The sequence below is a fragment of the Streptomyces xantholiticus genome (assembly GCF_014651015.1).
Taxonomy (GTDB): domain Bacteria; phylum Actinomycetota; class Actinomycetes; order Streptomycetales; family Streptomycetaceae; genus Streptomyces; species Streptomyces xantholiticus.
On sequence record NZ_BMWB01000003.1, the window covers coordinates 182,847 to 209,110 of the forward strand.

The 26,264-nt window shown below is 71.7% G+C and carries 22 protein-coding genes; 4 read left to right on the forward strand and 18 right to left on the reverse strand.

Annotated features, from left to right (window positions below):
* Positions 1 to 59 precede the first annotated feature (59 nt).
* The 4 genes from IE198_RS07355 to lipB form a co-directional block, all read right to left on the reverse strand.
* Entirely contained in the window at positions 60 to 767 is a 708-nt protein-coding gene (locus IE198_RS07355; protein WP_189883977.1) for a DUF4191 domain-containing protein, read from the reverse strand.
* 9 nt (positions 768 to 776) lie between these two features.
* Positions 777 to 995, reverse strand: coding sequence for an SCO2195 family GlnR-regulated protein (locus IE198_RS07360; protein WP_100106775.1), 219 nt, complete (start codon positions 993 to 995; stop codon positions 777 to 779).
* Positions 996 to 1,241: 246 nt separating this feature from the next.
* A complete protein-coding gene (gene lipA, locus IE198_RS07365; RefSeq protein ID WP_229833787.1) occupies positions 1,242 to 2,246 on the reverse strand; it encodes a lipoyl synthase in 1,005 nt (334 codons plus the stop codon).
* Between the two features lie 118 nt (positions 2,247 to 2,364).
* Entirely contained in the window at positions 2,365 to 3,177 is an 813-nt protein-coding gene (gene lipB, locus IE198_RS07370; protein WP_189883979.1) for a lipoyl(octanoyl) transferase LipB, read from the reverse strand.
* Positions 3,178 to 3,472: 295 nt separating this feature from the next.
* On the opposite strand from lipB, the gene IE198_RS07375 reads away from it, so the two are divergent.
* Positions 3,473 to 4,927, forward strand: a complete 1,455-nt coding sequence (locus IE198_RS07375; protein ID WP_189883981.1) for an NsdA family TPR-like regulatory protein — start codon at positions 3,473 to 3,475, stop codon at positions 4,925 to 4,927.
* 237 nt (positions 4,928 to 5,164) lie between these two features.
* Here IE198_RS07375 and IE198_RS07380 read toward each other — a convergent pair whose 3' ends face one another.
* Positions 5,165 to 6,511, reverse strand: coding sequence for an NAD(P)/FAD-dependent oxidoreductase (locus tag IE198_RS07380; RefSeq protein ID WP_189883983.1), 1,347 nt, complete (start codon positions 6,509 to 6,511; stop codon positions 5,165 to 5,167).
* Between the two features lie 184 nt (positions 6,512 to 6,695).
* The gene (locus tag IE198_RS07385) at positions 6,696 to 7,595 is read right to left on the reverse strand and encodes a TIGR01777 family oxidoreductase (RefSeq protein WP_189883985.1); all 900 of its coding nucleotides are present in this window, start codon (positions 7,593 to 7,595) and stop codon (positions 6,696 to 6,698) included.
* Positions 7,596 to 7,638: 43 nt separating this feature from the next.
* Between IE198_RS07385 and IE198_RS07390 the strand changes: the two genes are divergently transcribed.
* Positions 7,639 to 8,142 carry a GNAT family N-acetyltransferase gene (locus IE198_RS07390; RefSeq protein ID WP_189883987.1) on the forward strand — a complete coding sequence of 168 codons (504 nt, stop codon included), beginning with the start codon at positions 7,639 to 7,641 and terminating at the stop codon, positions 8,140 to 8,142.
* Here the strand turns inward: IE198_RS07390 and IE198_RS07395 are convergent.
* Together IE198_RS07395 and IE198_RS07400 are read right to left on the reverse strand one after the other, a co-directional pair.
* A complete protein-coding gene (locus tag IE198_RS07395; RefSeq protein WP_189883989.1) occupies positions 8,126 to 10,408 on the reverse strand; it encodes an MMPL family transporter in 2,283 nt (760 codons plus the stop codon). The genes IE198_RS07390 and IE198_RS07395 overlap by 17 nt on opposite strands.
* A 93-nt stretch (positions 10,409 to 10,501) precedes the next feature.
* A complete protein-coding gene (locus IE198_RS07400) occupies positions 10,502 to 11,023 on the reverse strand; it encodes a DUF4240 domain-containing protein (RefSeq protein WP_100106768.1) in 522 nt (173 codons plus the stop codon).
* Positions 11,024 to 11,156: 133 nt separating this feature from the next.
* Between IE198_RS07400 and IE198_RS07405 the strand changes: the two genes are divergently transcribed.
* A complete protein-coding gene (locus tag IE198_RS07405; RefSeq protein ID WP_189883991.1) occupies positions 11,157 to 12,074 on the forward strand; it encodes an SDR family oxidoreductase in 918 nt (305 codons plus the stop codon).
* 28 nt (positions 12,075 to 12,102) lie between these two features.
* On the opposite strand, the gene IE198_RS07410 is transcribed toward IE198_RS07405, so the two are convergent.
* The 9 genes from IE198_RS07410 to IE198_RS07450 all read right to left on the reverse strand — a co-directional run bounded on the left by IE198_RS07410 (position 12,103) and on the right by IE198_RS07450 (position 24,702).
* Positions 12,103 to 13,095: a helix-turn-helix transcriptional regulator gene (locus IE198_RS07410; RefSeq protein ID WP_189883993.1), complete on the reverse strand. Its 993-nt coding sequence runs from the start codon at positions 13,093 to 13,095 to the stop codon at positions 12,103 to 12,105.
* Between the two features lie 18 nt (positions 13,096 to 13,113).
* A complete protein-coding gene (locus IE198_RS07415; protein WP_189883994.1) occupies positions 13,114 to 13,932 on the reverse strand; it encodes a MerR family transcriptional regulator in 819 nt (272 codons plus the stop codon).
* Positions 13,933 to 14,029: 97 nt separating this feature from the next.
* The gene (gene aceE / locus IE198_RS07420; RefSeq protein ID WP_189883996.1) at positions 14,030 to 16,699 is read right to left on the reverse strand and encodes a pyruvate dehydrogenase (acetyl-transferring), homodimeric type; all 2,670 of its coding nucleotides are present in this window, start codon (positions 16,697 to 16,699) and stop codon (positions 14,030 to 14,032) included.
* Positions 16,700 to 16,938: 239 nt separating this feature from the next.
* Positions 16,939 to 17,385 carry a hypothetical protein gene (locus IE198_RS07425; protein WP_189883997.1) on the reverse strand — a complete coding sequence of 149 codons (447 nt, stop codon included), beginning with the start codon at positions 17,383 to 17,385 and terminating at the stop codon, positions 16,939 to 16,941.
* Positions 17,386 to 17,529: 144 nt separating this feature from the next.
* Complete coding sequence (locus IE198_RS07430; RefSeq protein ID WP_189883999.1) at positions 17,530 to 18,153, reverse strand: GntR family transcriptional regulator; 624 nt, start codon at positions 18,151 to 18,153, stop codon at positions 17,530 to 17,532.
* Between the two features lie 115 nt (positions 18,154 to 18,268).
* Positions 18,269 to 20,017, reverse strand: coding sequence for a 2-oxoglutarate dehydrogenase, E2 component, dihydrolipoamide succinyltransferase (gene sucB, locus IE198_RS07435; protein ID WP_189884001.1), 1,749 nt, complete (start codon positions 20,015 to 20,017; stop codon positions 18,269 to 18,271).
* A gap of 55 nt (positions 20,018 to 20,072) precedes the next feature.
* Positions 20,073 to 21,461: a dihydrolipoyl dehydrogenase gene (gene lpdA / locus IE198_RS07440; protein ID WP_189884002.1), complete on the reverse strand. Its 1,389-nt coding sequence runs from the start codon at positions 21,459 to 21,461 to the stop codon at positions 20,073 to 20,075.
* Between the two features lie 558 nt (positions 21,462 to 22,019).
* Positions 22,020 to 23,531, reverse strand: a complete 1,512-nt coding sequence (locus tag IE198_RS07445) for a leucyl aminopeptidase (RefSeq protein WP_189884004.1) — start codon at positions 23,529 to 23,531, stop codon at positions 22,020 to 22,022.
* 376 nt (positions 23,532 to 23,907) lie between these two features.
* Entirely contained in the window at positions 23,908 to 24,702 is a 795-nt protein-coding gene (locus IE198_RS07450; RefSeq protein WP_189884006.1) for an adenosylcobinamide-GDP ribazoletransferase, read from the reverse strand.
* 77 nt (positions 24,703 to 24,779) lie between these two features.
* Between IE198_RS07450 and IE198_RS07455 the strand changes: the two genes are divergently transcribed.
* Complete coding sequence (locus IE198_RS07455; RefSeq protein WP_189884391.1) at positions 24,780 to 25,535, forward strand: hypothetical protein; 756 nt, start codon at positions 24,780 to 24,782, stop codon at positions 25,533 to 25,535.
* Here the strand turns inward: IE198_RS07455 and IE198_RS07460 are convergent.
* Positions 25,484 to 26,074 (reverse strand): hypothetical protein, encoded by a 591-nt coding sequence (locus IE198_RS07460; protein ID WP_189884008.1) that lies wholly within the window; start codon positions 26,072 to 26,074, stop codon positions 25,484 to 25,486. The two genes, IE198_RS07455 and IE198_RS07460, sit on opposite strands and share 52 nt — an antisense overlap.
* Positions 26,075 to 26,264 lie beyond the last annotated feature (190 nt).

Consider the following 26,264-nt stretch of genomic DNA (forward strand, 5'->3'; position numbering starts at 1 on the left):
TGTCCGGGCCCCGCCTCATGTCGTCGAGCGCGTCGAGCGCGTCGAGCGCGTCGAGCGCGTCAGCGCATCTTGCCGCCGCGCGGCATCCGCATGCCCTTGGGCATCGGGCCCTTCGGGAGCGGCATGTTGCTCATCAGGTCGCCCAGCGCGCGCAGCCGGTCGTTGGTCGCCGTCACCTGCGGGCCGCTGAGCACCCGCGGGAGCTTGAGCATCGTGGCGCGCACCCTCTTCAGCGGCACCTGACCCTCGTCGTTGCCGACGATGATGTCGTGCACGGGAACGTCCACGACGATGCGGTTCATCTTCTTCTTCTCGGCCGCGAGCAGCGGCTTCAGCCGGTTGGGGTTGCCTTCGGCCACCAGCACGATGCCCGCCTTGCCGACGGCCCGGTGCACGACGTCCTGGTTGCGGTTCATCGCCACCGCCGGGGTCGTGGTCCAACCCCGCCCGACGTTCTGCAGAACCGCGGCCGCCGCACCCGGCTGGCCCTCCATCTGCCCGAAGGCCGCCCGCTCCGCGCGCCGCCCGAAGATGATCGCCATCGCCAGGAAAGCCAGCACGAAGCCGAGGATGCCCAGATAGACCGGGTGACCGATCAGGAAGCCGATCCCGAGGAAGACACCGAAGGTGACGATTCCCACACCCGCGACGACAAGACCGACCTTCGGGTCGGCCTTCCGGGTCATCTTGTACGTCAGGGCGATCTGCTTCAGTCGCCCCGGTTCCGCAGCAGCGTCAGCGCTGTCTGAATTTGCCTTCCTCGCCATACGGGAAGTTTACGTGGCCTGCGAAGTGCGGGTCGCCACGGCCTCCAGTACGTGCTGAGCCTCGACCCGGTCCTTGGCCCGGCGCCGGTCCTCGAGGACCGCCGTCCACGCGTTGCGGCGGGCGGTGCGCTGGCCGCCGCGCATCAGAAGTTCCTCCATGGCGCGCAGCGCGCCGGTGACGGACGGGATCGGGTTGGCACTGACGTGGCGTACCGGCGCGGCCTGCATGGTGGCGGTTCCCCCTCGGGGTGAGCGGCGATGAGTGGGAGCTGTGCGTGAGTTCAGCGTCACTGATTGGTGTTACCAGGGCATGACCCGCCGGTCAAACGCTGATGAAGGACGGATTCGCGGGTCGCGGGCCCCGGGGAACGCGGACGCGGCCCGTACCGTGCCCCCGACCTGCGGGGAGGGTACGGACCGCGCACAACCGGCCATTACTGGACAGTAATTACTTGTGCCTGAATTCACACGCCGTCACACGGCCTGGGCGGCACCCGTCTGCGTGCCGCCGGCCCGGACCTCACCGTTGCCGGTCCTGGCGGCGCGGGCCTCCATCGCCTGCTGGAAGAGCCGGCCGGCCCGGTACGAAGAACGGACCAGCGGGCCCGACATCACGCCGGAGTAGCCGATCTCGTCGGCCTCCTCCTTCAGCTCCACGAACTCCTGCGGCTTCACCCAGCGCTCCACCGGGTGGTGGCGCACGGACGGTCGCAGGTACTGCGTGATGGTGATCAGCTCGCAACCCGCGTCGTACAGGTGCTGCAGCGCCTCGCTGACCTCCTCGCGCGTCTCGCCCATGCCGAGGATCAGGTTCGACTTCGTCACCAGGCCCGCCTCGCGGGCGCGCGTGATGACCTCGAGCGAGCGCTCGTAACGGAAACCGGGGCGGATCCGCTTGAAGATCCGCGGCACCGTCTCCACGTTGTGCGCGAGTACCTCGGGACGCGAGGAGAAGACCTCGGCCAGCTGCTCGGGCACGGCGTTGAAGTCGGGGATCAGCAGCTCGACCTTGGTGCGGCCGGCCTCGCGGTCCGCCGTCTGCCCGTGGATCTGGCGCACGGTCTCCGCGTACAGCCAGGCGCCGCCGTCCTCGAGGTCGTCGCGGGCGACACCGGTGATCGTGGCGTAGTTCAGGTCCATGGTGACGACGGACTCGCCGACACGGCGGGGCTCGTCACGGTCGAGCGCCTGCGGCTTGCCGGTGTCGATCTGGCAGAAGTCGCAGCGGCGGGTGCACTGGTCGCCGCCGATGAGGAAGGTGGCCTCGCGGTCCTCCCAGCACTCGAAGATGTTGGGGCAGCCCGCCTCCTGGCAGACCGTGTGCAGACCCTCGCTCTTGACCAGTTTCTGCAGCTGGTTGTACTCGGGGCCCATCTTCGCCCGGGTCTTGATCCACTCGGGCTTGCGCTCGATGGGGGTCTGGCTGTTGCGGACCTCCAGGCGCAGCATCTTGCGTCCGTCGGGTGCGACTGCGGACACGACCGGCTCCCTACAGCTTCGATTCTTCGGCGGACACCAGGGTACGCCCGTTAAAAATGCGGCCTTACGTTCGGCCAACCTGTGGCCCCGGGTCGGCATTCCCCAGGGCCCGGCGGCCTCAGACGGGCGCCTTCTCGGTCTCGGTCTTCTCGATCTCGCGGGGCAGCAGCACCGCGTTGTCCATCACGAGCCGCAGATGCCTCTCGACCACCGGGAGTACCTCCTCGATCGTGATGTCCCGGCCCAGCTCGTTCGCGAGCGAGGCCACACCAGCGTCCCGGATGCCGCACGGCACGATCCTGTCGAACCAGGTGTTGTCCGGGTTGACGTTCAGCGAGAAGCCGTGCATGGAGACGCCCTTGGCGATACGGATGCCGATCGCCGCGAGCTTGCGGTCCTCGCGGCGCTGGCCGGCGTTGGACGGGGCGTACTCGGGGCCGTTCATCCGCGGGTCGAATTCCTCGTCGTGCAGCCGGGGGTCGAAGTCCAGGGACAGCCCGCCGAGCGACGGCCGCTGCTCCACCGGGTCGCCGAGCACCCACACCCCGCTGCGGCCCTCGACCCGGCTCGTCTCCACGCCGAACTCGGCGCAGGTCGCGATCAGGGCGTCCTCGAGGCGGCGTACGTGCGCGATCACGTCCACGGGGCGCGGCAGCTTGAGGATGGGGTAGCCCACCAGCTGGCCGGGGCCGTGCCAGGTGATCTTCCCGCCGCGGTCCACGTCGATGACGGGCGTCCCGTCCAGGGGGCGCTCACTGTCCTCGGTGCGCCGCCCCGCCGTGTAGACCGGCGGGTGCTCCAGCAGCAGACATGTGTCCGGGATCTCGTCCGCGAAGCGGGCGGCGTGGACCTCGCGCTGCTTCTGCCACGCCTCCCGGTACTCGACGGCGTCCTCGCCGAACCCCAGTCGGACGAACCGCAGCTCACTCACGGCTGTGCCTCCCTAGAACATCCGCCCGGTGGTGACCGGGCCCCAGCCACTGTACGGCGGGTGCGAACACGAGGACCGCGCAGGTCGTGCCCGTCAGCTCCGTGATCAGTGCTGCCGTCAATCCTCACACGATCGGATGAATGTGGGGCGAAGGCGGCGGAATGGCAGTGGAAGGCCGCTAAGTTCGCGCCGTTCCTCCCCCAGGGCTTCTCCCCCAGAGCTACGCCTGGGGGCACCCCCAGGAGGTACCCCCATGGGCTGCTCCCGGCCCGGAAGGCAGGAGACGCCACAACCGATGACGGAACGGACCACCCAGCGCACCCCCAACCGGCAGCTCGCCGCGCTCATCGCGGAGGCCGGCTTCTCCCATGCCGGTCTCGCCCGCAGAGTGGACCAGCTGGGGCTCGAACACGGCCTGGACCTCCGGTACGACAAGACCTCAGTGACCCGCTGGCTCCGCGGGCAGCAACCGCGCGGCACCACACCCGCGCTGATCGCCGAGGTGTTCACCCGAAGACTCGGCCGCCGGCTCTCGGCCCAGGACCTGGGACTGGACGCCTGCGCCCCCGTCTATGCAGGGCTGGAGTTCGCCGCCACCCCGGAGGAGGCCGTGGACATCGTCAGCGGGCTTTGGCGCAAGGACTCGGGCAGCCACGCCGAGCTGCGCAAGATCGCGTTCACCCCGGCCGGACTGGTTGTACCGAGCCGGGACTGGCTGATCGGCCGGGCCGACGAGCGCGTGGGCCGCGTCGAGGCGGCCGCGCAGGTCGGCTCGGGCCGGGTCCCGTCCCAGGGCCCGCGGATCGCCGTGCCGCGGCAGCGCGGCGCCACCGACCGGGGGCCCGGCCAGAAGGTCTCCAGCGGCGACATCTCCGCACTGCGCTCGGTCGGCGAACTCTTCCGCGCCCTCGACCACGCGTACGGCGGCGGGCACGCCCGGCAGGCGCTGGTGCGCTATCTCGAGCACGAGGCCGAGCCGATGCTGCGCGGCATGTACGGGGAGACGACCGGGAGGCGGTTGTTCGCGGCGGCCGCCGACCTGACCAGGCTCGCCGGCTGGACCTCGTACGACATCGCGGCGCACGGCCTCGCCCAGCGGTACTTCGTCCAGGCGCTGCGGCTCTCACAGGCGGCGGGGGACCGGGCCTACGGTTCGTACGTGCTGGTCACCATGAGCCGCCAGGCCGTCTACCTCGGCCACGGCCGTGAGGCCGTGCAGCTGACCCGGGTCGCCCAGCAGGGCGTGGGGTCCTCGGCGCCGCCCGCGGTGCAGGCTCTGCTGCACTGTGCGGAGGCCCGCGGGCACGGCGTGCTGGGCGACGCCCGGGCCTGCACGGCCGCGCTCGTACGTGCCGAGCGCGCGCTCGAGGCGGCGCGCCCCGGCGACGACGTGCCGTACTGGGCGCGATTCTTCGACGAGGCACAGCTGGCGGACGAGTTCGGCCACTGCCATTGGGATCTGCGGCAGTACAGGAGCGCCGTACAGCACGCGGAACGCTCCCTGCAGCTTCGGGCCCCGGCCTTCGCCCGCAGCCGCCTCTTCTGCCGGGTCGTCCTGGCGTCGGCCCGGCTCGGCCTGGGGGAGCTGGACCAGGCGTGCGCGCTGGGGGCGGAGGCGGCGCTCCAGGCGTCGGAGATGCGGTCGGTGCGGGCGTCGGAGTATGTGCGCGAGTTCGAACGCCGCCTCGAGCCCTACCGGGACGCGCCACCGGTCCGCACGTACCGCGACCGCGTCTCGGCCCTGAGCTGACCCTTGACGGGGCTCCGCCGCCCCGAACCCTGCGCCTCGACGCCGGAACCCGCCCCGCCCGTGCAGGCCCGGGGCGAAGCCCCGAATGCGGCGCGCGGCCCGGGTCCGGGCGGAGGCCGGTGGGCGGTACGGGCTCGGGGGCCCGCCTCGGTCCACGGAAGGGCGGGACCGGGACGGTCCGGCGCAGCGGCCGCACCCGCGGCGCCCCGACACCTCACCGGCCCTGCCCGGCGGGGCTCACGCCGCCGTGGTCAGCGGTGCAGCCGCAGAGCCGAGCCGGATTCCGAAATCGTTCAGTATCGCGTGCGCCGCCCTCCGGCCCGAGTGGAGCGCTCCCTGCACCGTCCCCGTGTCCCGGTGATCGCCGCAGACGTACAGACCCGAGAGCACCCGCACCGGCCGCCGCAGATCGTGCGGCGCAGGCATCGCGGGGACGGCCTCGGGGTCGTGGTGGACGGCGAGCAGTTCCCAGTCGTCCGTCGGACTCCCGTACACCGTCGCCAGCTGCCGCCGCACCCGGCGGTCCAGGTCGTCCCCCGGCTCGCCGAGCACCGTCGAGGTGATCAGCACCCGTCCGTCCGACGCCCGTGACGGGTCGACCTCGCTCATCACCGCGGTGTGCGACACCGGCCCGCCCCGGTCGGCGTCCAGCACCAGCGCCGGTTCCCTGAGCGGGGATTCGGGCGCCGTGTGGTGGACGACCGTCACCGGGTGGTACGACGGCACCCGCAGCCCCGGCAGCAGCGCGGCCGCCGCCCGTGCTCCCGTGGCCAGGAGCACGGAACGACAGTGGAGCTGCCCGAACTGCTCCGTGGTCACGGAGGTCGTGGAGATGTCGGTGACCCGCAGCCCGGTCCGTACGGACCCGGCGGGCAGCGCGGCCGCCAGCAGTTCGGGCAGCGTCGCCGCACCGCCGGCCGGCACGCACAGGCGGCCCAGGGCGTAGCCGCGCAGGGCCAGATCCGCGCAGCGGCTGGAGGTGTCGGCCAGCTCCGGGTCGCCGAGCAGCGCGGACAGCAGAGGACGCAGAAAGCCGTGCACCGTACGCGTCGGCAGCCCGCGTCCGTGCAGGGCCTCCGCTGCGGAGCGCTCCGGCCGGGCGAGGACGCGGTCCACCGGGGTCGCGGCGAGGCGGGCCAAGGAGGCCCCCAGCCGCGCCTGGTCCAGCTGCCGAGGACGAGGGGCGCTCGCGAGGGCGCGCGCAACGGTGGATGCGACCCCCACGCCCTGCGCGCCCCCGTTCCTCCGGGTGTGGGCAGAGCCCCACCGCGCGCTGCCGACCTCGCCGGTCCGCTGCAGCCGGCCCCCGCTGTGGACGAGCACACCGGGGGAGAACAGCCGCAGATCGGCGTCCCGCAGCACGTCCGTACGCTGCAACTCCGGATACGAGGTGCACAGGAGTTGGCCGGCCAGGTCGAGCCGGAACCCGTCGATCTGCGTGGTGGCGGTTCTGCCGCCGATCACGGGGGCGGCCTCGAGGACGCTGACCGTGACCCCTGCACTGGTCAGCCGGTGGGCCGCCGACAGTCCGGCGATCCCTGCCCCGACGATGACGACGTCCGCATCATGAGCGGTGCTGAGCACGTGCCCCTCCCCGAGGTCGGCGCGGCTGGTGGGAGGCTCATGCCCCCGACCCGCCCGAGGAATACCCGAGTTCGGTTCGAGACTAAAGAGGTGGGCGGCACGCGGAGGTAGCGCACATCGCGGAGCACCGGAGCGCGGGGGCGCACAACGCCCCGTACACGCCCCGCGCGCGCAGGACCGCCCGCTACCCCAGTGCCGCCCGCACCGCGTCGTCGATACGAGGAAAGGCGAACGAGAATCCCGACCCCAACAGCGCCCCCGGCAGCACCCGCCCGCTGCTCAGCACGTCGTCCGCCAGCCCGCCGAGCACCACCCGCAGTGCCGGCGCCGGCACCGCGAACGGCGTCGGACGGCGCAGCACACGGCCCATCGCCTCGGTCGCCTCACGGTTGGTCACCGGCTCCGGCGCGGTGAGGTTCACCGGACCAGACAAGGACTCCGTGTCCACGATGTGACGCAGCGCCGCCACGGTGTCGTGCAGCGAGATGAAGCTCCAGTACTGCCGGCCACTGCCCAGCCGGCCGCCGAGCCCCGCCCTGAAGAGGGGGAACATCCGTCCCCACGCGCCCCCGTGCCGCGACACCACGAGTCCGGTGCGCACCAACGCGGTGCGCACCCCTGCCTCCTCGGCGGCGCCCGTGGCTCTTTCCCACTCGACGCACACGTCCGACAGGAATCCGTCCCCGGGCGGTGCGCTCTCGTCGACGGCCCGCTCCCCGGTGTCGCCGTAGAAGCCGACCGCGCTGCCGCTCACCAGCACCCGCGGCGGCACGTCCAGGGAGGCGACGGCCTCCGCGATCGCCGCCGTGCCGAGGACCCGGCTGTCACGGATCTCCTTGCGATACGCCTCCGTCCAGCGACGGTCACCCACCCCCGCGCCCGCCAGGTGCACGACGGCCTCGCAGCCGGCCAGGCCGGCCACGTCGACGTACTGCCGGGCCGGGTCCCAGCGGACCTCGTCCGCGGCCTCGGAGGGACGTCGCACCAGGCGCACCACCTCGTGGCCGTCCGCGCGCAGGGAGTGCACCAGCGCCCTGCCGATGAGTCCGGAGGCACCGGTGACGGCGATTCGAGATCTCTGCATGGACCCATCCTGCCCGCGGTCGCCTGCATGGCACAGTGACCCCATGCCCGAATCGCACATACGTCCCGCACGGCGTTCCGACGAGACGGAGCTCGCCGAACTCGACCGGGCCGCCTGGTCGCCGCTGCACGCCGTGACACCCCGGCCGCAGCCGCCGTACGACCCGTTCTTCGACCAGAACCACCGGCCGGAGCAGTTCCTCGTCGCGGAGGACGCCGACGGCACGGTCGTCGGCTACATCCGGCTCGCCCCGCCGACTCCGTTGGCCTGCAACCGGCACGTCCGCCAGATCCAGGGCCTCGCCGTGTCTGACCGTGCCCGCGGCCGCGGCGTCGGGCGGGCCCTGCTGAGGGCGGCGTGCGACGAGGCGCGGCAGCGGGGCGCCCTGCGCATCACCCTGCGGGTCCTCGCCCACAACGCACCGGCGCGGGCGCTCTACGAGGCGGAGGGGTTCGTTGTCGAGGGGGTCCTGCCGGGTGAGTTCCACCTCGAAGGGCGGTACGTGGACGACGTGCTGATGGGCCGGTCCCTCACGGGCGCCGGGTAGTCCCGCGGCCGGCGGCCGGCTGTCCCTCGCCCTCGGCGTCCACATGCGGCAGCAGCCGGTCGAGCCACCGAGGCGTCCACCACGCCGCTTGGCCCAGCAGCGTCATCGCGGCGGGTACGAGCAGCAGTCGGACGACCGTCGCGTCGATGAGCACGCTGGCGGCGAGCCCCAACCCCAGCATCTTCACCACGATGTTGTCGCTGAGGATGAACGCCGCGAACACACTGACCATGATCAGCGCGGCGCAGGTGATGACCCGGGCCGTGATCTCCAGCGCGTGTGCGACGCTCGCGTGCGGGTCGCCGGTGCGCAGCCACGCCTCGTGGACGCGGGAGAGCAGGAAGATCTCGTAGTCCATGCTGAGGCCGAAGACGATGGCGAACATCATCATGGGCACGTAGCTCTCGATCGGCACGTCGCCCGACACCCCGAGGGCCGGCCCGCCCCATCCCCACTGGAAGACGGCCACGACCACGCCGTACGAGGCGGCGATGGACAGCACGTTGAGCACGGCCGCCTTCACCGCGACCAGGACCCCCCGGAACACGATCAGGATCACGACGAACGCCAGCCCGACGACCACCGCGATGATCAGCGGCAGCCGGCTGGAGACGATGTCGAGGAAGTCGACCTGGGCCGCCGTCGTACCGGTGACGTAGGTACGGGCGTCCGTGCCCTTCACCGCCTGCGGCAGCACGTCGTCGACCAGGTGGTTGACCAACCGGGTGGTCCGTTCGTCCTGCGGGGCGGCGACGGAGTACGCGGTGGAGATCAGCACATCGCCGTCCGAGGTCGCCTTCAGCGGGGTGATCGCGGCCGCGTCGGGCACCTTCGCGAGCGCGTCCTGTGCCTGCGTGGCCAGCGCGGAGCGGTCCGACTCGGGCACGTCGGACTGGTCGACGACCAGGGTCATGGGCCCGTTGGAGCCCGGCCCGAAGGCGCTCGACATCAGGTCGAACGCCCGCCGGTCGGTGAACGACTTCGGGTCGGCGCCGTCGCCGATGTGCCCGAGCTGGATGAAGAACAGCGGCACCGCGAGAACCGCCAGGACGACCGCCCCGCCGACCAGGAACCACCACGGGCGGCGCTCCACCCGCCGCGCGTACCGGTGCCATGTGCCGTGGGCCTCCTCGCCCGGTTCCGCGTCGGTCTCGGCGATGGGCCGGCGTACCCGGAGCCTGTCGATCCACCGGCCCGTGAGCCCGAGCACGGCGGGCACCAGGGTGAGCGCGCCGAGCACCGCCGTGACGACGGTGACCGCCGCGGCCAGGCCGAGCTTGCCGATGAAGCTGATCCCGGACACCCACAGGCCGGAGAGGGCGATGACGACCGTGCAGCCGGAGACCAGCACGGCGCGGCCGCTGGTGGCCGTGGCCCGGCCGGCGGCCGTCACCGGGTCCCGCCCGTCCATCAGATGCTGGCGGTGGCGGGTGAGCAGGAACAGCGCATAGTCGATCCCGACCCCGAGACCGATCATCGTGGCCAGGGTCGGCGAGACCGTGGCGAAGGTGGACGCGGCGGCGAGCAGCCCGAGCAGGGCGAGTCCGCAGATCACCGCGATCAGGGCGGTGACCAGGGGCAGTACTGCCGCGAGCACGCTGCCGAAACCGATCAGCAGCACCAGGATCGCCACCGAGAAACCGATCGCCTCACTGGTGCGGTCGTCCGGCTCCGGCCGTGCCAGCTCGCCGAGCGTGCCGCCGTACTCCACGTCCATCCCGGCGGCGCGCAGCGGCTGGACCGCCGAGTCCACACCGTCCAGGTACGAGGACCCGAATGTCGAGGGCTGGGCGTCGAACCGGACGGTGATGTACGCCGTCTTCCGGTCGGTGGAGAGCGGCCCGACGTTCGGGGTGCCGGCGGGCGGCTTCGGTGGTGTCGTGCCCGGAGGGGGCAGCGGGTTCTGCGCCGAGAGCACATGGGGGAGCTTCCCCAGGTCGCTCACCGCCCCCTGGACCTGGCTGCCGAAGTCGGTGAGCGGCTTCGCCGAGTCGTGCAGCACGATCTGCGCGCTGTAGCCGCCCGCGGCGGGCTCATGTGCCTTGAGCACGTCGAGGCCGTCCTGCGACTGGGTGCCCGGAAGCGCGAAGTTGTCCGAGTAGTCGCCGCCGTACACCCGGCCCAGCACCTGCAGCCCGACCACGCCGGCCAGCCACAGAACGAGCACCGTGACGAAGTGGCGGGCGCACCACTCCCCGGTGCGCCGCAGCAGCCCCTTGCCGCTGCTCGGGGCGGTCCGGCCGAGGGAAGGCTGCGGTTGCGACATGGGCTCATTGAAATCCGGCCCCGCGGCTTCGGCTCACCGCCCGGGGGAAACGGGTGAGCCGTCCTCGCGGCACGTAGGGGGCGGCGAGGACGGTCAGAGGCCGCCGAACCGTTCCCACAGCTTCGGGAAACGCGCCGCCAGCGCCATGTCGTCGTCGAAGTCGAACGGCGTACCGGCGGGCTCGGCCGACTGCACGGGGATGCCCAGATCGGGTGCGTCGGCGCCGGTCAGCTGCTCGTACGCCTCGTCGGCCGCGTAACCGAGTTCCTCGCCGTCGCCGTCGATGTCCTCGTCGAACTCGTCCAGCAGCTCGGCCAGCGTGTCCGGCTCGTGCGCCCCGGCCTCGAAGATCTCCCGGCCCTGTCCGATGAGCCAGCAGCGGAAGTAGTCGAACGCGTCGTCGCTCGCTCCGCCCAGCAGGACGGCCGCAGCCCCCCACAGGTCCCAGGTGTACGCGCGGTTGTAGCGGGCCTCGAAGTGCCGCGCGAAGTCGAGCACGGAGTCGGGGTCGAGTTGCAGGAGGCGCTCCACGAGCAACTCCGCGTGGTCCTCGGGGTCGCCCTCGGCGGCCTCGCGGGTGCTGTCGATGATCTCCCAGAACTCCGTCTCGTCCATCACGGGTCAAGCATCGTGGCTGGCACCGGCCCGCGCACGCGGAGCAGCCGAAAAGCGGCTGTTTCGCAACCGGGGACTCACGCCGGCGCAAGCCGGACAGTAGATGTCCGGTATCCGTGCGACGGTCGGGGCCATGACGACGAACAAGCCGCTCGACGGCAGAATCGCACTGGTCGCCGGCGCCACCCGGGGCGCGGGCCGAGCCATCGCCGTACAACTCGGCGCCGCGGGCGCGACGGTGTACGTGACCGGGCGGACCACCCGCGACAGCGTCAGCGAGGTCGGCCGCCCCACGGAGACCGTCGAGGAGAGCGCGGAACTGGTCACCGCGGCCGGCGGCGCGGGGGTCGCCGTCCCGACCGACCACCTTCAGCCGGAGCAGGTACGGGCACTGGTGGAGCGCATCGACAGCGAACACGGCCGCCTGGACATCCTCGTCAACGACGTCTGGGGCGGCAACTTCCTGCTCGACTTCGACACCCGGATGTGGGACGTCGACCTGGACCGCGGACTGCGGATGCTCGACCTCGGTGTGAAGAGCCACATCATCACCAGCAGCATCGCGCTGCCCCTGCTGGTCCGTGAACCCGGCGGCCTGGTCGTCGAAGTCACCGACGGCACCGCCGAGACCAACAAGGTCTTCCGCGAGAACTTCTACTACGACCTCGCCAAGAACGGCCCGATCCGGATGGCGTTCATCCTCGGCGAGGAGCTGAAGGGCGTCGGCTGCACGGCGGTGGCGGTCACCCCCGGCTTCCTCCGCTCCGAGGAGATGCTCGACATCTTCGGTCTCACCGAGGACAACTGGCGCGACGGTGTGGCGAAACAGAAGCACTGGGCACTGTCCGAGTCGCCCGTGTACGTGGGCCGCGGTGTCACGGCCCTCGCGGCCGACCCCGAACGGGCCCGCTGGAACGGGCAGTCCCTCGACAGCGGCCGGCTTGCCAAGGAGTACGGCGTCACCGACGCGGACGGCAGCAGGCCGGACGTGTGGGGGTACATCATGGCGGAGCAGGCGGGCCGGACACCGCAGCTCGAGGACTACCGCTGACCCCGGTGGTCACCGCCGACCCGACGCCTCACGCCGGGCCCGGCTCCCTGCCGGGCCCGGCGTACAGCTCGCCCAGCCGCGCCGCCGTCCGGGCGAAACGCTCCCGCAGCTCCGCGGGGGCAAGAACCTCCACCTCCGGGCCGAGCACGAGGAGTTGGGTGTACGCCACGTCCAGGGACTCCACCGGCAGCGTGCATGTCACCCGACCTTGGCCGTCGGGCGCATCCGCCGCCGCGAGCGCCTCCTGGGCGGCAGACCGGTCCGTGACGTACGGGAGCCGGCGCGCCCCCTCGCCGGTCAGGCGGACGACGGCCTCGGCGCGGAGGATGGACCGGGCGAACTGCGCGGCACGCTCCTCCCAGAAAGCCGGCAGGTCGAACCCGGGGTCCCGGTCGAAGGGTTCGCCGTCCGTGGACACCGAGGAGAACCGGTCGATCCGGTACACCCGGAAGCCGCCCTCCGCCCGTGCGCACAGGTACCAGACGCCCGCCTTCAGTACGAGCCCGTACGGCTCCAGCTCCCGGTCCACCTCGGTGTCCCGGCGGCGGTAGGTCGCCCGTATGCGACGGTCGTCCCACACGGCCTCGGCGATCACCGGCAGCAGCTCCGGCGTCTTTGGCTCCTGGTACCAGCCCGGCGCGTCCAGATGGAAGCGCCCGGCCGCCGATTCCGGGGCGTTGCTGAGCGACGGGAGCAGCGCCGCGGACACCTTCAGGCGTGCCACGGACGCCGCGTCCTCCAGCCCCATGTCGCACAGCGCGCCCGGCAGCCCGGAGAGGAACAGGGCCTCGGCCTCGCTGCGGGCCAGCCCGGTCAGCCGGGTCCGGTACCCGCCGACGAGCCGGTAGCCGCCGGCCCGGCCACGGTCCGCGTAGACAGGGACACCTGCCTCCGACAGTGCGAGCGCGTCCCGGGCGACCGTCCGCTCCGACACCTCGAGTTCCCGGGCGAGCTCCGCCCCGGTCATCGAGGGTCGGGCCTGTAGCAGGAGCACCATCTTGATCAGCCGGGCAGCGCGCATGCCCTCATCATCGCGCGCTCATTCCAGCGGTACTTGGAGCTCCGTCACCCACTTCTCCTTGTCCGGCGGGCACTCCAGACAGACCTCGCGGGCATAGCCCGCCGAGCGGTGGCCGCCCGCGTCGATCCAGCGGGCCAGGGTCTGCTCCGTGGGCATGACCGTGTCCATCGGCCCGCGGTGCACGATCGTCGCCGCCCGCCCGACGGCGGGCAGGTCGACGATCTCGAAGTCCTGGCCGGGCTCCTGGCCGGCGGAGACGGTGCACCCGGCGTGCACCAGGACCGCGCCGTCGCCGTCCGGGGCGTCCTCGTAGTACGCGATGCCGGGGCCGGTCGGGGTGATGTCCGCCGCCTTGAGCCGGGTGAACAGCTGGTCGTACAGCGGGCTGATCACCGGCCCGATGTGCTCGGGCGCGTAACTGGCGGCGACGGCTGAGAGCACGGCGACCCGCACGGCCGGCACGCTCTTGATCATGATGTCCTGGGTGGGCATGTGGCCCTCGCTCTCGATCGACCGGAGCCTCGCCTCGACCTGCGCCAGCCTGGCGGCCGCCGCGGCCATCGCCTCCTCCAGCTCCGCCTGCCGCAGCTTGAGCATGCCGCGCAGCTCCTCCGTGCTCACCCGCTCCTCGAGGATCTGCCGCACCTGCTGCAGCGTGAAGCCGAGGTCCTTGAGGGCGATGACACGGTTGAGCGTGGCGAGCTGGGCCGCGGAGTAGTAGCGGTAGCCGGTGAAAGGGTCGGTGTGCTCCGGCCGCAGCAGCCCGACGGCGTCGTAGTGGCGCAGCATCCGGGCGGACACACGGCCGTGCCTGGCGAAGCCTCCGATGGTGAACATGACTCCTCCACTGCACGGCCTCACACGGTGTGAAGGTCAAGCATCACGCACGAAGGCCCTCGGAGGGCATGCCTCCGGGGGCCTTCGCGGTCACGTCCTACAGGCCGTAGCGCTCCCGCGCCTCCTTCACGGCCGACGCCGGGGCCTCGCCGCGCCGGGCGAGCTGCGCCAGTGCCGCGACCGTGATCGACTGCGCGTCGACACCGAAGTGGCGGCGGGCGGCCGCACGGGTGTCGGAGAGGCCGAAGCCGTCCGTGCCCAGCGAGGACCAGTCCTGCTCGACCCACTGGCTGATCTGGTCCGGCACCTGGCGCATCCAGTCGGAGACGGCCAGCACCGGGCCCGGTGCGCCCTCCAGCGCCTGGGTGACGTACGGGGTGCGCTGCTCGCCGCGGAGCAGCGCCTCGTCGGCCTCCAGGGCGTCGCGGCGCAGCTCGCCCCACGAGGTCGCGGACCACACGTCGGCGGCCACGTTCCAGTCGTCCGCCAGCAACTGCTGGGCCTCGAGCGCCCAGTGGATGGCCGTACCGGAGGCGAGCAGCTGCAGCCGCGGCGCGTCCGCGCCCGCGGAGCCCTCGTTGAAGCGGTACAGGCCCTTGACGATGCCGTCCTCGACGCCTTCCGGCATGGCGGGCTGCGGCTTGGGCTCGTTGTAGACGGTGAGGTAGTAGAAGACGTTCTCGGCCTCGGGGCCGTACATCCTGCGCAGACCGTCCTTGACGATCACCGCGATCTCGTAGGCGAACGCCGGGTCGTAGTTCAGCGACGCCGGGTTGGTGGCCGCGATCAGGTGCGAGTGGCCGTCCGCGTGCTGCAGACCCTCACCGGTCAGCGTCGTACGGCCCGCGGTCGCGCCGACGATGAAGCCCTTGCCGAGCTGGTCGGCGAGCTGCCACATCTGGTCGCCGGTCCGCTGCCAGCCGAACATCGAGTAGAAGATGTAGAACGGGATCATCGTCTCGCCGTGCGTCGCGTACGACGTCGCGGCGGCGATGAAGTCGGCCATGGCGCCGGCCTCGGTGATCCCCTCGTTGAGGATCTGGCCGTCCTTGGCCTCCTTGTAGTACATCAGCTGGTCGCGGTCGACCGGCTCGTACGTCTGGCCCAGCGGCGAGTAGATGCCCGCCGACGGGAACAGCGACTCCATTCCGAAGGTGCGGGCCTCGTCGGGGACGATCGGCACCCAGCGCCTGCCGGTCTGCTTGTCCCGCATCAGGTCCTTGACCAGGCGTACGAACGCCATGGTCGTGGCCATCTCCTGCTTGCCCGACCCCTTGTACAGGGCCTTGAAGGCGCGCTCCTCCGGCTCGGGCAGCGGGGCCAGCGGCTGCACCCGGCGGGCCGGGGCGGGCCCGCCGAGAGCGGCGCGGCGCTCCTGGAGGTAGCGCACCTCCGGGGAATCGGCGCCCGGGTGGCCGTAGGGCACGACGCCGTCGGCGAAGGCGCTGTCCGGGATCGGGAGCCCGAGCAGCTCACGCATGCCCTTGAACTCGTCGATCGTCAGCTTCTTCATCTGGTGGTTGGCGTTCTTGGACTCGAAGCCCTTGCCGAGCGTGTAGCCCTTCACCGTCTGCGCGAGGATCACGGTCGGCGCACCCTTGTGCGCGAGCGCCGCGCGGTATGCCGCGTACACCTTGCGGGCCTCGTGGCCGCCGCGGGAGGTGTAGAAACACTCGGCGATCTTCGCGTCGGTGAGCAGCTTGGCCAGCTCGACCAATGCGGGCTCGGCGCCGAAGAAGTGCTCGCGGATGTACGCCACGTCGCGGGTCGCGTACGTCTGGAACTGTGCGTCAGGTACCTCGCGCAGCCGGCGGACCAGCGCGCCGGTGGTGTCGAGCCGGAACAGCTCGTCCCAGGCGGAGCCCCACAGCGATTTGACGACGTTCCAGCCGGCGCCCCGGAACTGGGCCTCCAGCTCCTGCACGATCTTGAAGTTGGCGCGTACCGGGCCGTCGAGACGCTGCAGGTTGCAGTTGACCACGAAGGTCAGGTTGTCGAGCTGCTCGCGCGAGGCGAGGGCGAGTGCCGCCGTCGACTCGGGCTCGTCCATCTCGCCGTCACCGAGGAACGCCCACACATGGGAGTTGGCCGTGTCCTTGATCCCACGGTTGTGGAGATAGCGGTTGAAGCGCGCCTGGTAGATCGCGGAGAGCGGGCCGAGGCCCATCGAGACGGTGGGGAACTCCCACAGCCAGGGAAGCCGCCTCGGGTGCGGGTAGGAGGGGAGGCCGTTGCCGCCCGCCTCCTGCCGGAAGTTGTCGAGGTGCGTTTCGGTGAGACGGCCGTCGAGGAACGCGCGGGCGTAGATGCCGGGGGAGGCGTGGCCCTGGATGTAGAGCTGGTCGCCGGAGCCGTCCCCCTCCTTGCCGCGGAAGAAGTGGTTGAAGCCGGTCTCGTACAGCCAGGCCGCCGAGGCGAACGTGGCGATGTGGCCGCCGACGCCGTACTTGGAGCCACGGGTCACCATGGCGGCCGCGTTCCAGCGGTTCCAGGCGGTGATGCGCTGTTCCATCGCCTCGTCGCCGTCGAAGGCCGGCTCGGCGGAGGTCGGGATGGTGTTGACGTAGTCCGTCTCCAACAGGCGGGGCAGGGCCACACCGGCCTTCTCGGCGTGCTGGAGCGTGCGGCGCATCAGATACGCGGCGCGATGCGGGCCTGCGTGCTCCGCGACGGCGTCGAGGGACGCCGCCCACTCGGCGGTTTCCTCGGCGTCGCGGTCCGGGAGCTGGTCGAGCTCGCTCGGAAGCTTGCCTACGGGGTCGGTCATGATCGCCGCCTTCCGGACAGGAGGGGGGTGGAGAAAGGGGGGTGCCGTGTCTGGCAGGACAGGGCGAAGGGCGGGTGGCGCCCCGGGTGGCACTCTAAGTCGCTGATCGATGATCGATCAAAGCCTGGGGAGAAATTGGCATCCGGTGCCGCAAAAGTGGGCACCCGGTGCCGGGGTGAATCGGTGCATTCACGACACCGTGCCGCGTCCACCGCAGGAGGGCGACGGCTGCGACGATGTCACATGCAGTCGAAGAAACGGTGGAACCGCAGTGGGCCGACATCCTCGTCGTCGGCGATTTCCGCCGTCCCGTCGCCGGGCTCGAGAAGTTCGCCGGGGAGGGGCTCGTCGAGCCGGGTCGGCCCCCGGTACTCCTCGAGCAGGGGGCCGGGCGGTACGAAGGTGCTGCCGGCGGCCGCGCATGCCGCGTCGATCAGTGCGGTGTCCCGCGGGTGCGGGCGCGGGGCGGCCTCTTTCAGTCCGACCATGTCGGCACCGGCCTGACCGGGGCGCCGAAGCCGGCCATCCGAACCCGCTCCGCCGTTCGCCCACAGGTCGAGGATCCGGCCCCCGTCGGTGGCCGGGATGCTGTCGGCTACAGCAGTGCCTTTGGCAGGTCCGGTGCTGTCCGCCGGCGCGGGCGGAGAGCCGAGCAGCCCGCTGCGGCGGCGACTCGTTTCGGTCACCGGTCGTTTCCCCCGGCCGGATTGCCGAACTTCGGCCGCGGCGACTCGACTGTCCACTGGGTCGAGGAAGTTGGGAGCTGAGTGGTCGTTCTCCAGCCATCGCCCCCTTGCCGGCATCCCGATCAGGGGCGCCGCGCCCAAGGGCTAGGCGCGGGGCGCGCAGCCGAGGACGTGGGCCTTCACCAGGGCGCCGATGTCCGGATCGCGTCGGCGGAACGCCTCCACCAGATCCTGGTGCTCCTCCGCGTACGACTTCTGCACCGTCCCCAGCCAGCGGATCGACAGCGCCGTGAAGACCTCGATGCCGAGGCCCTCCCAGGTGTGCAGGAGCACGCCGTTGCCCGCCGCGCGGACCAGCTCGCGGTGGAAGGCGACGGTGTGGCGGACCTGGCCCGCGGAGTCGCCGGTCCGGTCCGCCTCGTAGAGGGCCGTCACATGGGGCGACAGCGCCGAGCAGTCGTCCGCCAGCCGGTCGGCCGCGAGTTCCGCCGCGATCTGCTCCAGGCCCGCCCGGACCGGGTAGCTCTCCTCCAGGTCCGCGGCGGTCAGGTTCCTTACCCGGACGCCCTTGTTGGGGGCCGACTCGATCAACCGCAGCGACTCCAGCTCGCGCAGCGCCTCGCGCACCGGCGTCTGGGAGACCTCGAGCTCGGTGGCGATACGGCGCTCGACGATGCGTTCCCCCGGCTTCCAGCGGCCGCTGACGATCCCCTCCACGATGTGCTCGCGGATCTGATCCCGCAGCGAGTGGACGACGGGGATGGTCATGGAGCGCTCCTTAAAGCCGCGTCGACCTTGGCCCTTAGACAATACGGCTGCGCCCCCGCCGGGATGTACTCCCGAGCGGGGGCGCAGCAGGTGAGCCTGGTTACAGCCGCGTGTTTCAGAGGCCGAGTTCGACCTCGAACTCGCCGGCCTCGAGGATCGCCTTGACCGTCGTCAGGTAGCGGGCGGCGTCGGCGCCGTCCACCAGACGGTGGTCGTAGGAGAGCGCGACGTACGTCATGTCGCGGATCGCGATCGTCTCGCCGAGGTCCGGGTGGTTGACGACCACCGGGCGGCGGACGGTGGCGCCGATGCCCAGGATGGCGACCTGGTTCGGCGGCACGATGATCGTGTCGAACAGCGCACCGCGCGAGCCGGTGTTGCTGATGGTGAAGGTCGCACCGGCGAGGTCGTCCGGCGTGATCCTGCTGGCGCGCACGGCGCCCGCGAGCTCGGCGGTCTTCTTGGCGATACCGGCGAGGTTGAGGTCGCCCGCGCCCTTGATGACCGGCGTCATCAGACCCTTCTCGGAGTCGACGGCGACGCCGATGTTCTCCGAGTCGAAGTACGTGATGGTGCCCTCGGCCTCGTTGATCCGGGCGTTGACGACCGGGTGGGCCTTCAGCGCCTGGGCGGCGGCCTTGACGAAGAACGGCATCGGGGAGAGCTTGACTCCCTCACGGGCCGCGAACGCGTCCTTCGCACGGGCGCGCAGCTTCATCAGCTTGGTGATGTCGACCTCGACGACCGAGGTCAGCTGGGCCTGGTCGTGCAGCGCCTTCATCATGTTGTCGCCGATGACCTTGCGCATGCGGGTCATCTTGACCGTCTGGCCGCGCAGCGGGGACACCTCGAGCTTCGGCGCCTGCGCCGCGGCCGGAGCGGCAGCGGCGGCCGGCGCCGGGGCGGCGGCCCTGGCGGCCTCCGCGGCGGCGATGACGTCCTGCTTGCGGATACGGCCACCGACGCCGGTGCCCTTGACCGTGCCGAGGTCGACGCCGTTCTCGGCGGCGAGCTTGCGGACCAGCGGGGTCACGTACGCGTCGCTCGCCTCGACGGCAGCCGGGGCGGCGGGCGCGGCGGGAGCCGCCGGGGCCTGGGCGGGAGCCGGGGCGGCAGGAGCAGGAGCCGGAGCAGGAGCCGGGGCGGGGGCGGCGGGTGCCGGAGCCGGGGCCGCCGGCGCGGGGGCCGGGGCAGGCGCGGCCGGAGCGGGGGCAGCGGCCGGAGCCGCACCCTTCGCACCGATGACGGCCAGCTTCGCGCCGACCTCCGCCGTCTCGTCCTCGGCGACAACGATCTCCAGCAGCACGCCGGACGCCGGGGCGGGGATCTCGGTGTCGACCTTGTCGGTGGAGACCTCGAGCAGCGGCTCGTCCTCCGTGACCTCCTCGCCGACCTCCTTCAGCCAGCGGGTGACGGTGCCCTCGGTGACGCTCTCGCCGAGCGCGGGAAGGACGACGTCGGTGCCCTCGGCGGCACCACCGCCGGCCGCGGCCTGAGCGGTCGGCGCGGGGGCCGGGGCGGCGGCCTCGGTGGACGGCGCCGCCTGCGGCGCCTCCTGGGCCGGGGCGGCGGCCGGAGCCGGGGCCTCGGCAGCGGCCGGAGCCGGGGCGGCAGCGGGTGCACCGCTGCCGTCGTCGATGACGGCCAGCTCGGCGCCGACCTCTACGGTCTCGTCCTCGGCGACCTTGATGGAGGCCAGAACGCCGGCTGCGGGGGCGGGGATCTCGGTGTCGACCTTGTCGGTCGACACCTCGAGCAGCGGCTCGTCGGCCTCGACGCGCTCTCCCTCGGCCTTCAGCCAGCGGGTGACAGTGCCCTCGGTGACGCTCTCGCCGAGCGCCGGAAGGGTTACGGAAACCGCCATGGTTTCAGTTGCTCCTTACGAAAGTGCGGAAGTGGTCTGTCGCGCCCGTGACTGACTAGTCGTGGGAGTGCAGCGGCTTGCCGGCCAGCGCCAGGTGCGCCTCGCCGAGAGCCTCGTTCTGCGTCGGGTGCGCGTGGATGAGCTGCGCGACCTCGGCCGGCAGAGCCTCCCAGTTGTAGATCAGCTGAGCCTCGCCGACCTGCTCGCCCATACGGTCACCGACCATGTGGACGCCGACCACGGCGCCGTCCTTGACCTGGACGAGCTTGATCTCGCCCGCGGTCTTCAGGATCTTGCTCTTGCCGTTGCCCGCGAGGTTGTACTTCAGGGCGACGACCTTGTCCGCACCGTAGATCTCCTTGGCCTTGGCCTCGGTGATGCCGACGGAGGCGACTTCGGGGTGGCAGTACGTGACCTTCGGCACACCGTCGTAGTCGATCGGGACGGTCTTCAGACCGGCCAGCCGCTCCGCCACCAGGATGCCCTCGGCGAAGCCGACGTGCGCGAGCTGGAGGGTCGGGACCAGGTCGCCGACGGCGGAGACCGTGGGCACGTTGGTCTGCATGTACTCGTCGACCAGAACGTAGCCGCGGTCCATCGCGACGCCCTGCTCCTCGTAGCCGAGGCCCTGGGAGACCGGGCCGCGGCCGATGGCGACCAGGAGGACCTCGGCCTCGAAGGTCTTGCCGTCGGCGAGGGTGACCCGCACGCCGTCCTGGGTGTACTCGGCCTTCTCGAAGAAGGTGCCCAGGTTGAACTTGATGCCGCGCTTGCGGAACGCGCGCTCCAGCAGCTTCGAGCTGTTCTCGTCCTCGACCGGGACCAGGTGCTTGAGGCCCTCGACGATCGTGACGTCGGTGCCGAACGACTTCCACGCGGACGCGAACTCGACGCCGATCACACCGCCGCCCAGGATGATCGCGGACTGCGGGACGCGGTCCAGCTTCAGCGCGTGGTCGGAGGAGATGATGCGGTTGCCGTCGATCTCCAGACCCGGCAGCGACTTCGGTACGGAACCGGTCGCCAGAAGGACGTGGCGGCCCTGCACGCGCCGGCCGTTCACGTCGACGGAGGTCGGGGAGGACAGTCGGCCCTCACCCTCGATGTAGGTCACCTTGCGGGAGGCGACCAGACCCTGCAGACCCTTGTAGAGGCCGGAGACGACCTCGTCCTTGTACTTGTGAACGCCCGCGATGTCGATGCCTTCGAAAGAGGTCTTGACACCGAACTGGTCGGCTTCACGAGCCTGGTCCGCGATCTCGCCGGCGTGCAGCAGAGCCTTCGTGGGAATGCAACCGTTGTGCAGGCAGGTGCCGCCGAGCTTGTTCTTTTCGATGAGTGCGACGTCCAGGCCCAGCTGAGCTCCGCGCAGCGCCGCAGCGTAACCGCCGCTACCACCGCCGAGGATCACTAGGTCGAAAACGGTGCTGGCGTCGTTCGCCACGTCACGTCCTCCATGCATGTGCGCCGTTCGCCGGTCCTCGATGACCGGGCGGCGGCTGGTGTTCGGCCGCTGTTTCTTCGGCCCTGTGGTGGGGCCCTGTCCTGCCGGGAACCCATCTTTGCACTTGTTGACCGAAGGTGGGACGCGGGGCCGGAGCTTGGGACAGTGAGCTTGACCGCGTTCTTGGATTACCGGGTGGTACCGCCCTGCCTTCGGGGCCTGTTCCGCATCCCGCCCCTTCCCCGGAACCGGGGCGCCGCCCGGACCGGCTTCCGGGGTCCTCCCCTCAGGCACGGCGGTCCGGGGGACCCCACCCGGACCGCCGTGCCTCACTCCCGCTACGGCCCGGCCGCCGTGGGAGGCGCCGCCGGCGGGGCCTCGACCTCCCCCGTCGGCGGGACGGGTTTCGCGGAGCGAAGGTGTCGGCGCCCGGCGGGCCGGTCTGCCGCGCAGCGGCACTTGCGGCCCGTCCGGCGGTCGAGGCACACCGCGCTGACCGGGGCCCCGGGTTCGGGACGGGCGGGCAGGGGAGCGGGCCCGCGCGGCGGGCCCGGGCCCTCAGCCCAGGTCGCCGGCGGCCGTCCGCTCCGCGAGCTTCACCAGCGTGCGGACCGCCGCTCCCGTGCCGCCCTTCGGCGTGTAGCCGTACGGTGCACCCTCGTGGAACGCGGGACCCGCGATGTCCAGGTGCGCCCACGTGATGCCCTCGCCCACGAACTCCTTCAGGAACAGTCCGGCCACCAGGCCGCCGCCCATCCGCTCACCCATGTTCGCGATGTCGGCGGTCGGCGAGTCCATGCCCTTGCGCAGATCTGCGGGGAGCGGCATCGGCCAGGACGCCTCGCCGACCTCCTCGGCGATCTCGTGGATCGAGGTACGGAACGCGTCGTCGTTCGCCATGATCCCGAACGTACGGTTGCCGAGCGCCAGCACCATCGCGCCGGTCAGCGTCGCCACGTCGACGATCGCGTCCGGGTTCTCCTCGGACGCCTTCGTCAGTGCGTCGGCGAGGACGAGACGACCCTCGGCGTCGGTGTTGAGCACCTCGACCGTCTTGCCGCTGTACATGCGCAGTACGTCGCCCGGGCGGGTGGCCGTGCCGGACGGCATGTTCTCGGCGAGCGCCAGCCAGCCGGTGACGTTGACCTCGAGGCCCAGACGGGCGGCAGCGACGACCGCGGCGAACACCGCGGCCGCGCCGCTCATGTCGCACTTCATCGTCTCGTTGTGGCCGGCCGGCTTCAGGGAGATGCCGCCCGAGTCGTAGGTGATGCCCTTGCCGACCAGTGCCAGGTGCTTGGCGCCCTTGGAGTGGGTGTAGGAGAGCTTCACCAGGCGCGGCGGGTTCTGCGAGCCCTGGCCGACGCCGAGGATGCCGCCGAAGCCGCCCTTGACCAGTGCCTTCTCGTCGAGCACCTGCACCTTGACGCCGTGCTCCTTGCCGGCGGCGGTGGCCACGGCGGCGAAGGCCTCTGGGGTGAGGTCGTTCGGCGGGGTGTTGATCAGGTCACGCGCGCGGTTGATCTCCTCGGTCAGCGCGACGGCGCGCTCCGCGGCGGCCTTGAAGGCCTTGTCCCGGGGCTTGGCACCCAGCAGAGCGACCTCGGCCAGCGGCTTCTTCGAGTCCTTGCCGTTCTCCTGGTAAGCGGTGAAGGCGTACGCGCCGAGCAGCGCGCCCTCGGCGATGGCCTCGGCGTCCTCGACGGATTCGATGGGCAGCGCGAAGGCTGCCTTCTTGGCACCGCTCAGCGCACGCGCCGCCGCACCCGCCGCGCGGCGCAGTGCCTCGGTGCCGTACGCGTCGTCGTCCTCCGGCGCGGTGCCGAGACCGACCGCCAGCACGACAGCGGACTTGATGCCGGACGGTGCGGGCAGTTTGGTGATCTCGCCCTCGCCACCGCCGGCGCCGAGGGTCTCCAGAACGGAGGCGAGCTTGCCGTCGAACGCCTTGTCCACGGCCTCGGCGCCCGGCGCGACGACCGGGCCCTTGGCGCCCTTCGCCACGCCGACGACGAGGGCGTCGGCGCGCAGCGTCGCAGCGCCTGCAGTGCTGAGAGTGAGAGCAGTCACGGTGGTGAAATCTCGCTTCCGTTGAGTTCTGAGGGTGGCGGCGAGGCGGATCGACACCTCACACCGGAGGAGAGCCTACGCGCGGCAGTGCACATCACTCACGGCGGCGGCGGTTCGCCCGTGCGCGCGGTGTACCCGTCCGCGTCCGCCTCCAAGGCCGCTGCCGGTCCCGTCCGGGCGGAGGACCGGTCTGCTTCTCCGCCTCGAGTCACAACGTGGCTGTTCCGAGCAGGAGTTGGCGCCCGGCCGATGAAACGCGACGTTGTCCCCCTCCGCCCTGAAACGCCGGTCCGGCAACCGGGCGGGGCTCCGCGGTTGCCCGCTCCGGGATCGGGCAGGGGGAACTGCCGTACGTCTGCCGGGTGAAGCCGGGCAGTCAGCCGAGGACCAGCGCCACCAGGGTCACCGTCCCCGCCGTCTCCGCCAGTGCCCCGAACACGTCACCCGTCACACCTCCGAAGCGCCGCACGCAGTGGCGCAGCAGGAGTTGGGCGACCAGCAGGCCGGTCGCCGTCGCCAGGGTGTGGTGGAGTGCGGCGTACGGGCCGAAGAGCGTGCCCGCTGCCGCAGCGCATACGGCGACCAGGGCGGTCACCGCGACTCCGGCGCGTACGGGGACGACGCCGGCGACCGCCGCGCCGAGGCCCTCGGGGCGGGCCGCCGGGACGGTGGGGCGGCAGGCGAGGGTGAGCGCGAGCCGGGCGGTGACGCCGCTGAGGGCGGCGGCCGTGGCGCCGAGCGCCCAACTCTGCGCGTACAGCTCCGCCAGCGCCGCGACCTGAGCGAAGAGGACGAACAGCAGGGTGATGACGCCGAACGGGCCGATGTCGGACTGCTTCATGATGCGCAGCGCGTCGTCCGCCGGCCTGCCGCTGCCGAGGCCGTCGGCGGTGTCGGCGAGCCCGTCAAGGTGCAGGCCCCGGGTGAGGACGGCCGGCACCGCGGTCGTGGCCGTGGCGGCGAGCAGCGGTCCCGCGCCCAGCAGGGTCAGCAGAGCGCCGGCCGCCGCCGCGAACACGCTGACGACCAGTCCGGCGAGCGGTGCGCAGAGCATCCCGGCGCGTGCGGCGTCGCGGTCCCAGCGGGTGACGCGGACGGGGAGCACGGTCAGGGTGCCGAAGGCGAAACGTATGCCGTGCGCGAGGGGCGGATCGGCGGTCGGAGGAGTCATCGCGCGAAGGGTAGCCCGGACCTCTCGGCGGTAGATTGCGCATGACGGACAGACCGGGTGAAACGGAAGCGGGTGGCATGGGTCACTGGTTCTACCGCAACATCATGGAGCCCGGAAAGCTCCCGATGCTGCTCGCGCTGGCCTCGTTCGTGCTCACGTTCCTGATCACGCGCACGATCACCCGGCTGATCAGGGCCGAGCGGGGGCCGTTCAGGAACGTCAATCCCGGCGGGATGCACATCCACCACGTGGTGCCGGGCGTCATCCTCATGGTGATCGGCGGCTTCGGTGCCGTCGGCAGCGGCACACACGGCGGCGCCGCCGCCGTGTGTGCGGTGATCTTCGGCATGGGGGCGGGACTGGTGCTCGACGAGTTCGCCCTGATCCTCCATCTGGCCGACGTCTACTGGACCGAGCAGGGCCGCCAGAGCGTCGAGGTCGTCGTGCTGGCCACCGCCCTCGCGCTGCTGGTCCTCAGCGGCTCCTCACCGCTCGGTGTCAACGCACTGACTCCGGACGAACAGCAGAACCGCGCCGTGGTGATCCTCACGGTGGTGGGCAATCTGCTCTTCGCACTGATCGCCCTTCTCAAGGGCAAGACGAGGATGGGCCTGCTCGGTGTGCTCGTGCCGCTGCTGGCGCTCGTCGGCGCACTGCGCCTGGCCCGCCCCCAGTCGTACTGGGCCCGCAGGTTCTACCGGCGCCGCCCGAAGGCCCGGGCGCGGGCCAGGCTGCGGTCGATCCGCCACGACCGGCGCTGGGCGGGCCCCCGTCGGGCGTTTCAGGATCTGATCGGCGGGACGCCGGATCGGGTGCCGCCCCGGGAGCCGTGACCGGGGCGTCGTCCCCCGGCCTCCGGCACCGCACAGACGACCAGCACCGCCGCGATCGCCACCAGATGCTCCTTGCCCGCGAGGTTGTTCTTCACCAGCACCTCGGCCACCATCGCCGGGACGACCAGCCCCGTCGTCAGCCACGCCCGGTAGCGGTGGCAGACGTGGACCGCGAGCCCCACCACGGCGGCCGACGGGCCGGTGTCGACGATCTGCGCGTCGGAGACGGGCAGCCCGAGGAGCCCGTCAGGTCCGACCGCGACACCGATCCGGGCGTACGTCGTCCCCGTCGGCGTCGCCAGATGGGCGACGGCCAGGGTCCGCAGCGGACCGAGCGTGATCTCCGCGATGCCGAACACCACCAGGATCTGCGCCAGCGCGCCCCACACCGGCAGGTCGAGCACCGGCACGAAGAGCGACAGCGGAGTCCTCAGCAGCGTGAGCCACCACGGGTCCCCGGCCCGTACGAAGCCGATCGCCTCGATCGGCCCCAGCCCCCACGGCTGCTTCTGCACCAGGTGCAGCAGTGCGGTGAGCATGACGGTGGCGAGCTCGGGTGCGCCGGGGGCCTCGGCCGGCCACGGCTCGAGCGCGCCCGGTCACGCCTCCGGGGCCCTGTCGGGGCGCCGACGCCGGCGCACGGGGGGCAGCGGTCCCCCAGTCGCGTTTCCCCGTGCCCCCGTCCGGCGGAAGGCACTCCCGGCACGGCCGGTCTGTCGCGCAGCGGTA

Bases quoted from the DNA above. Each gene is read 5' to 3' on its own strand.
- IE198_RS07355 (WP_189883977.1), bottom strand. From the start codon at position 767: ATGGCGAGGAAGGCAAATTCAGACAGCGCTGACGCTGCTGCGGAACCG.
- IE198_RS07360 (WP_100106775.1), bottom strand. From the start codon at position 995: ATGCAGGCCGCGCCGGTACGCCACGTCAGTGCCAACCCGATCCCGTCC.
- IE198_RS07375 (WP_189883981.1), top strand. From the start codon at position 3,473: ATGACGGAACGGACCACCCAGCGCACCCCCAACCGGCAGCTCGCCGCG.
- IE198_RS07385 (WP_189883985.1), bottom strand. From the start codon at position 7,595: ATGCAGAGATCTCGAATCGCCGTCACCGGTGCCTCCGGACTCATCGGC.
- IE198_RS07390 (WP_189883987.1), top strand. From the start codon at position 7,639: ATGCCCGAATCGCACATACGTCCCGCACGGCGTTCCGACGAGACGGAG.
- IE198_RS07395 (WP_189883989.1), bottom strand. From the start codon at position 10,408: ATGTCGCAACCGCAGCCTTCCCTCGGCCGGACCGCCCCGAGCAGCGGC.
- IE198_RS07400 (WP_100106768.1), bottom strand. From the start codon at position 11,023: ATGGACGAGACGGAGTTCTGGGAGATCATCGACAGCACCCGCGAGGCC.
- IE198_RS07405 (WP_189883991.1), top strand. From the start codon at position 11,157: ATGACGACGAACAAGCCGCTCGACGGCAGAATCGCACTGGTCGCCGGC.
- IE198_RS07410 (WP_189883993.1), bottom strand. From the start codon at position 13,095: ATGCGCGCTGCCCGGCTGATCAAGATGGTGCTCCTGCTACAGGCCCGA.
- IE198_RS07415 (WP_189883994.1), bottom strand. From the start codon at position 13,932: ATGTTCACCATCGGAGGCTTCGCCAGGCACGGCCGTGTGTCCGCCCGG.
- aceE (WP_189883996.1), bottom strand. From the start codon at position 16,699: ATGACCGACCCCGTAGGCAAGCTTCCGAGCGAGCTCGACCAGCTCCCG.
- IE198_RS07430 (WP_189883999.1), bottom strand. From the start codon at position 18,153: ATGACCATCCCCGTCGTCCACTCGCTGCGGGATCAGATCCGCGAGCAC.
- sucB (WP_189884001.1), bottom strand. From the start codon at position 20,017: ATGGCGGTTTCCGTAACCCTTCCGGCGCTCGGCGAGAGCGTCACCGAG.
- IE198_RS07450 (WP_189884006.1), bottom strand. From the start codon at position 24,702: ATGACTCCTCCGACCGCCGATCCGCCCCTCGCGCACGGCATACGTTTC.
- IE198_RS07455 (WP_189884391.1), top strand. From the start codon at position 24,780: ATGGGTCACTGGTTCTACCGCAACATCATGGAGCCCGGAAAGCTCCCG.
- IE198_RS07460 (WP_189884008.1), bottom strand. From the start codon at position 26,074: ATGCTCACCGCACTGCTGCACCTGGTGCAGAAGCAGCCGTGGGGGCTG.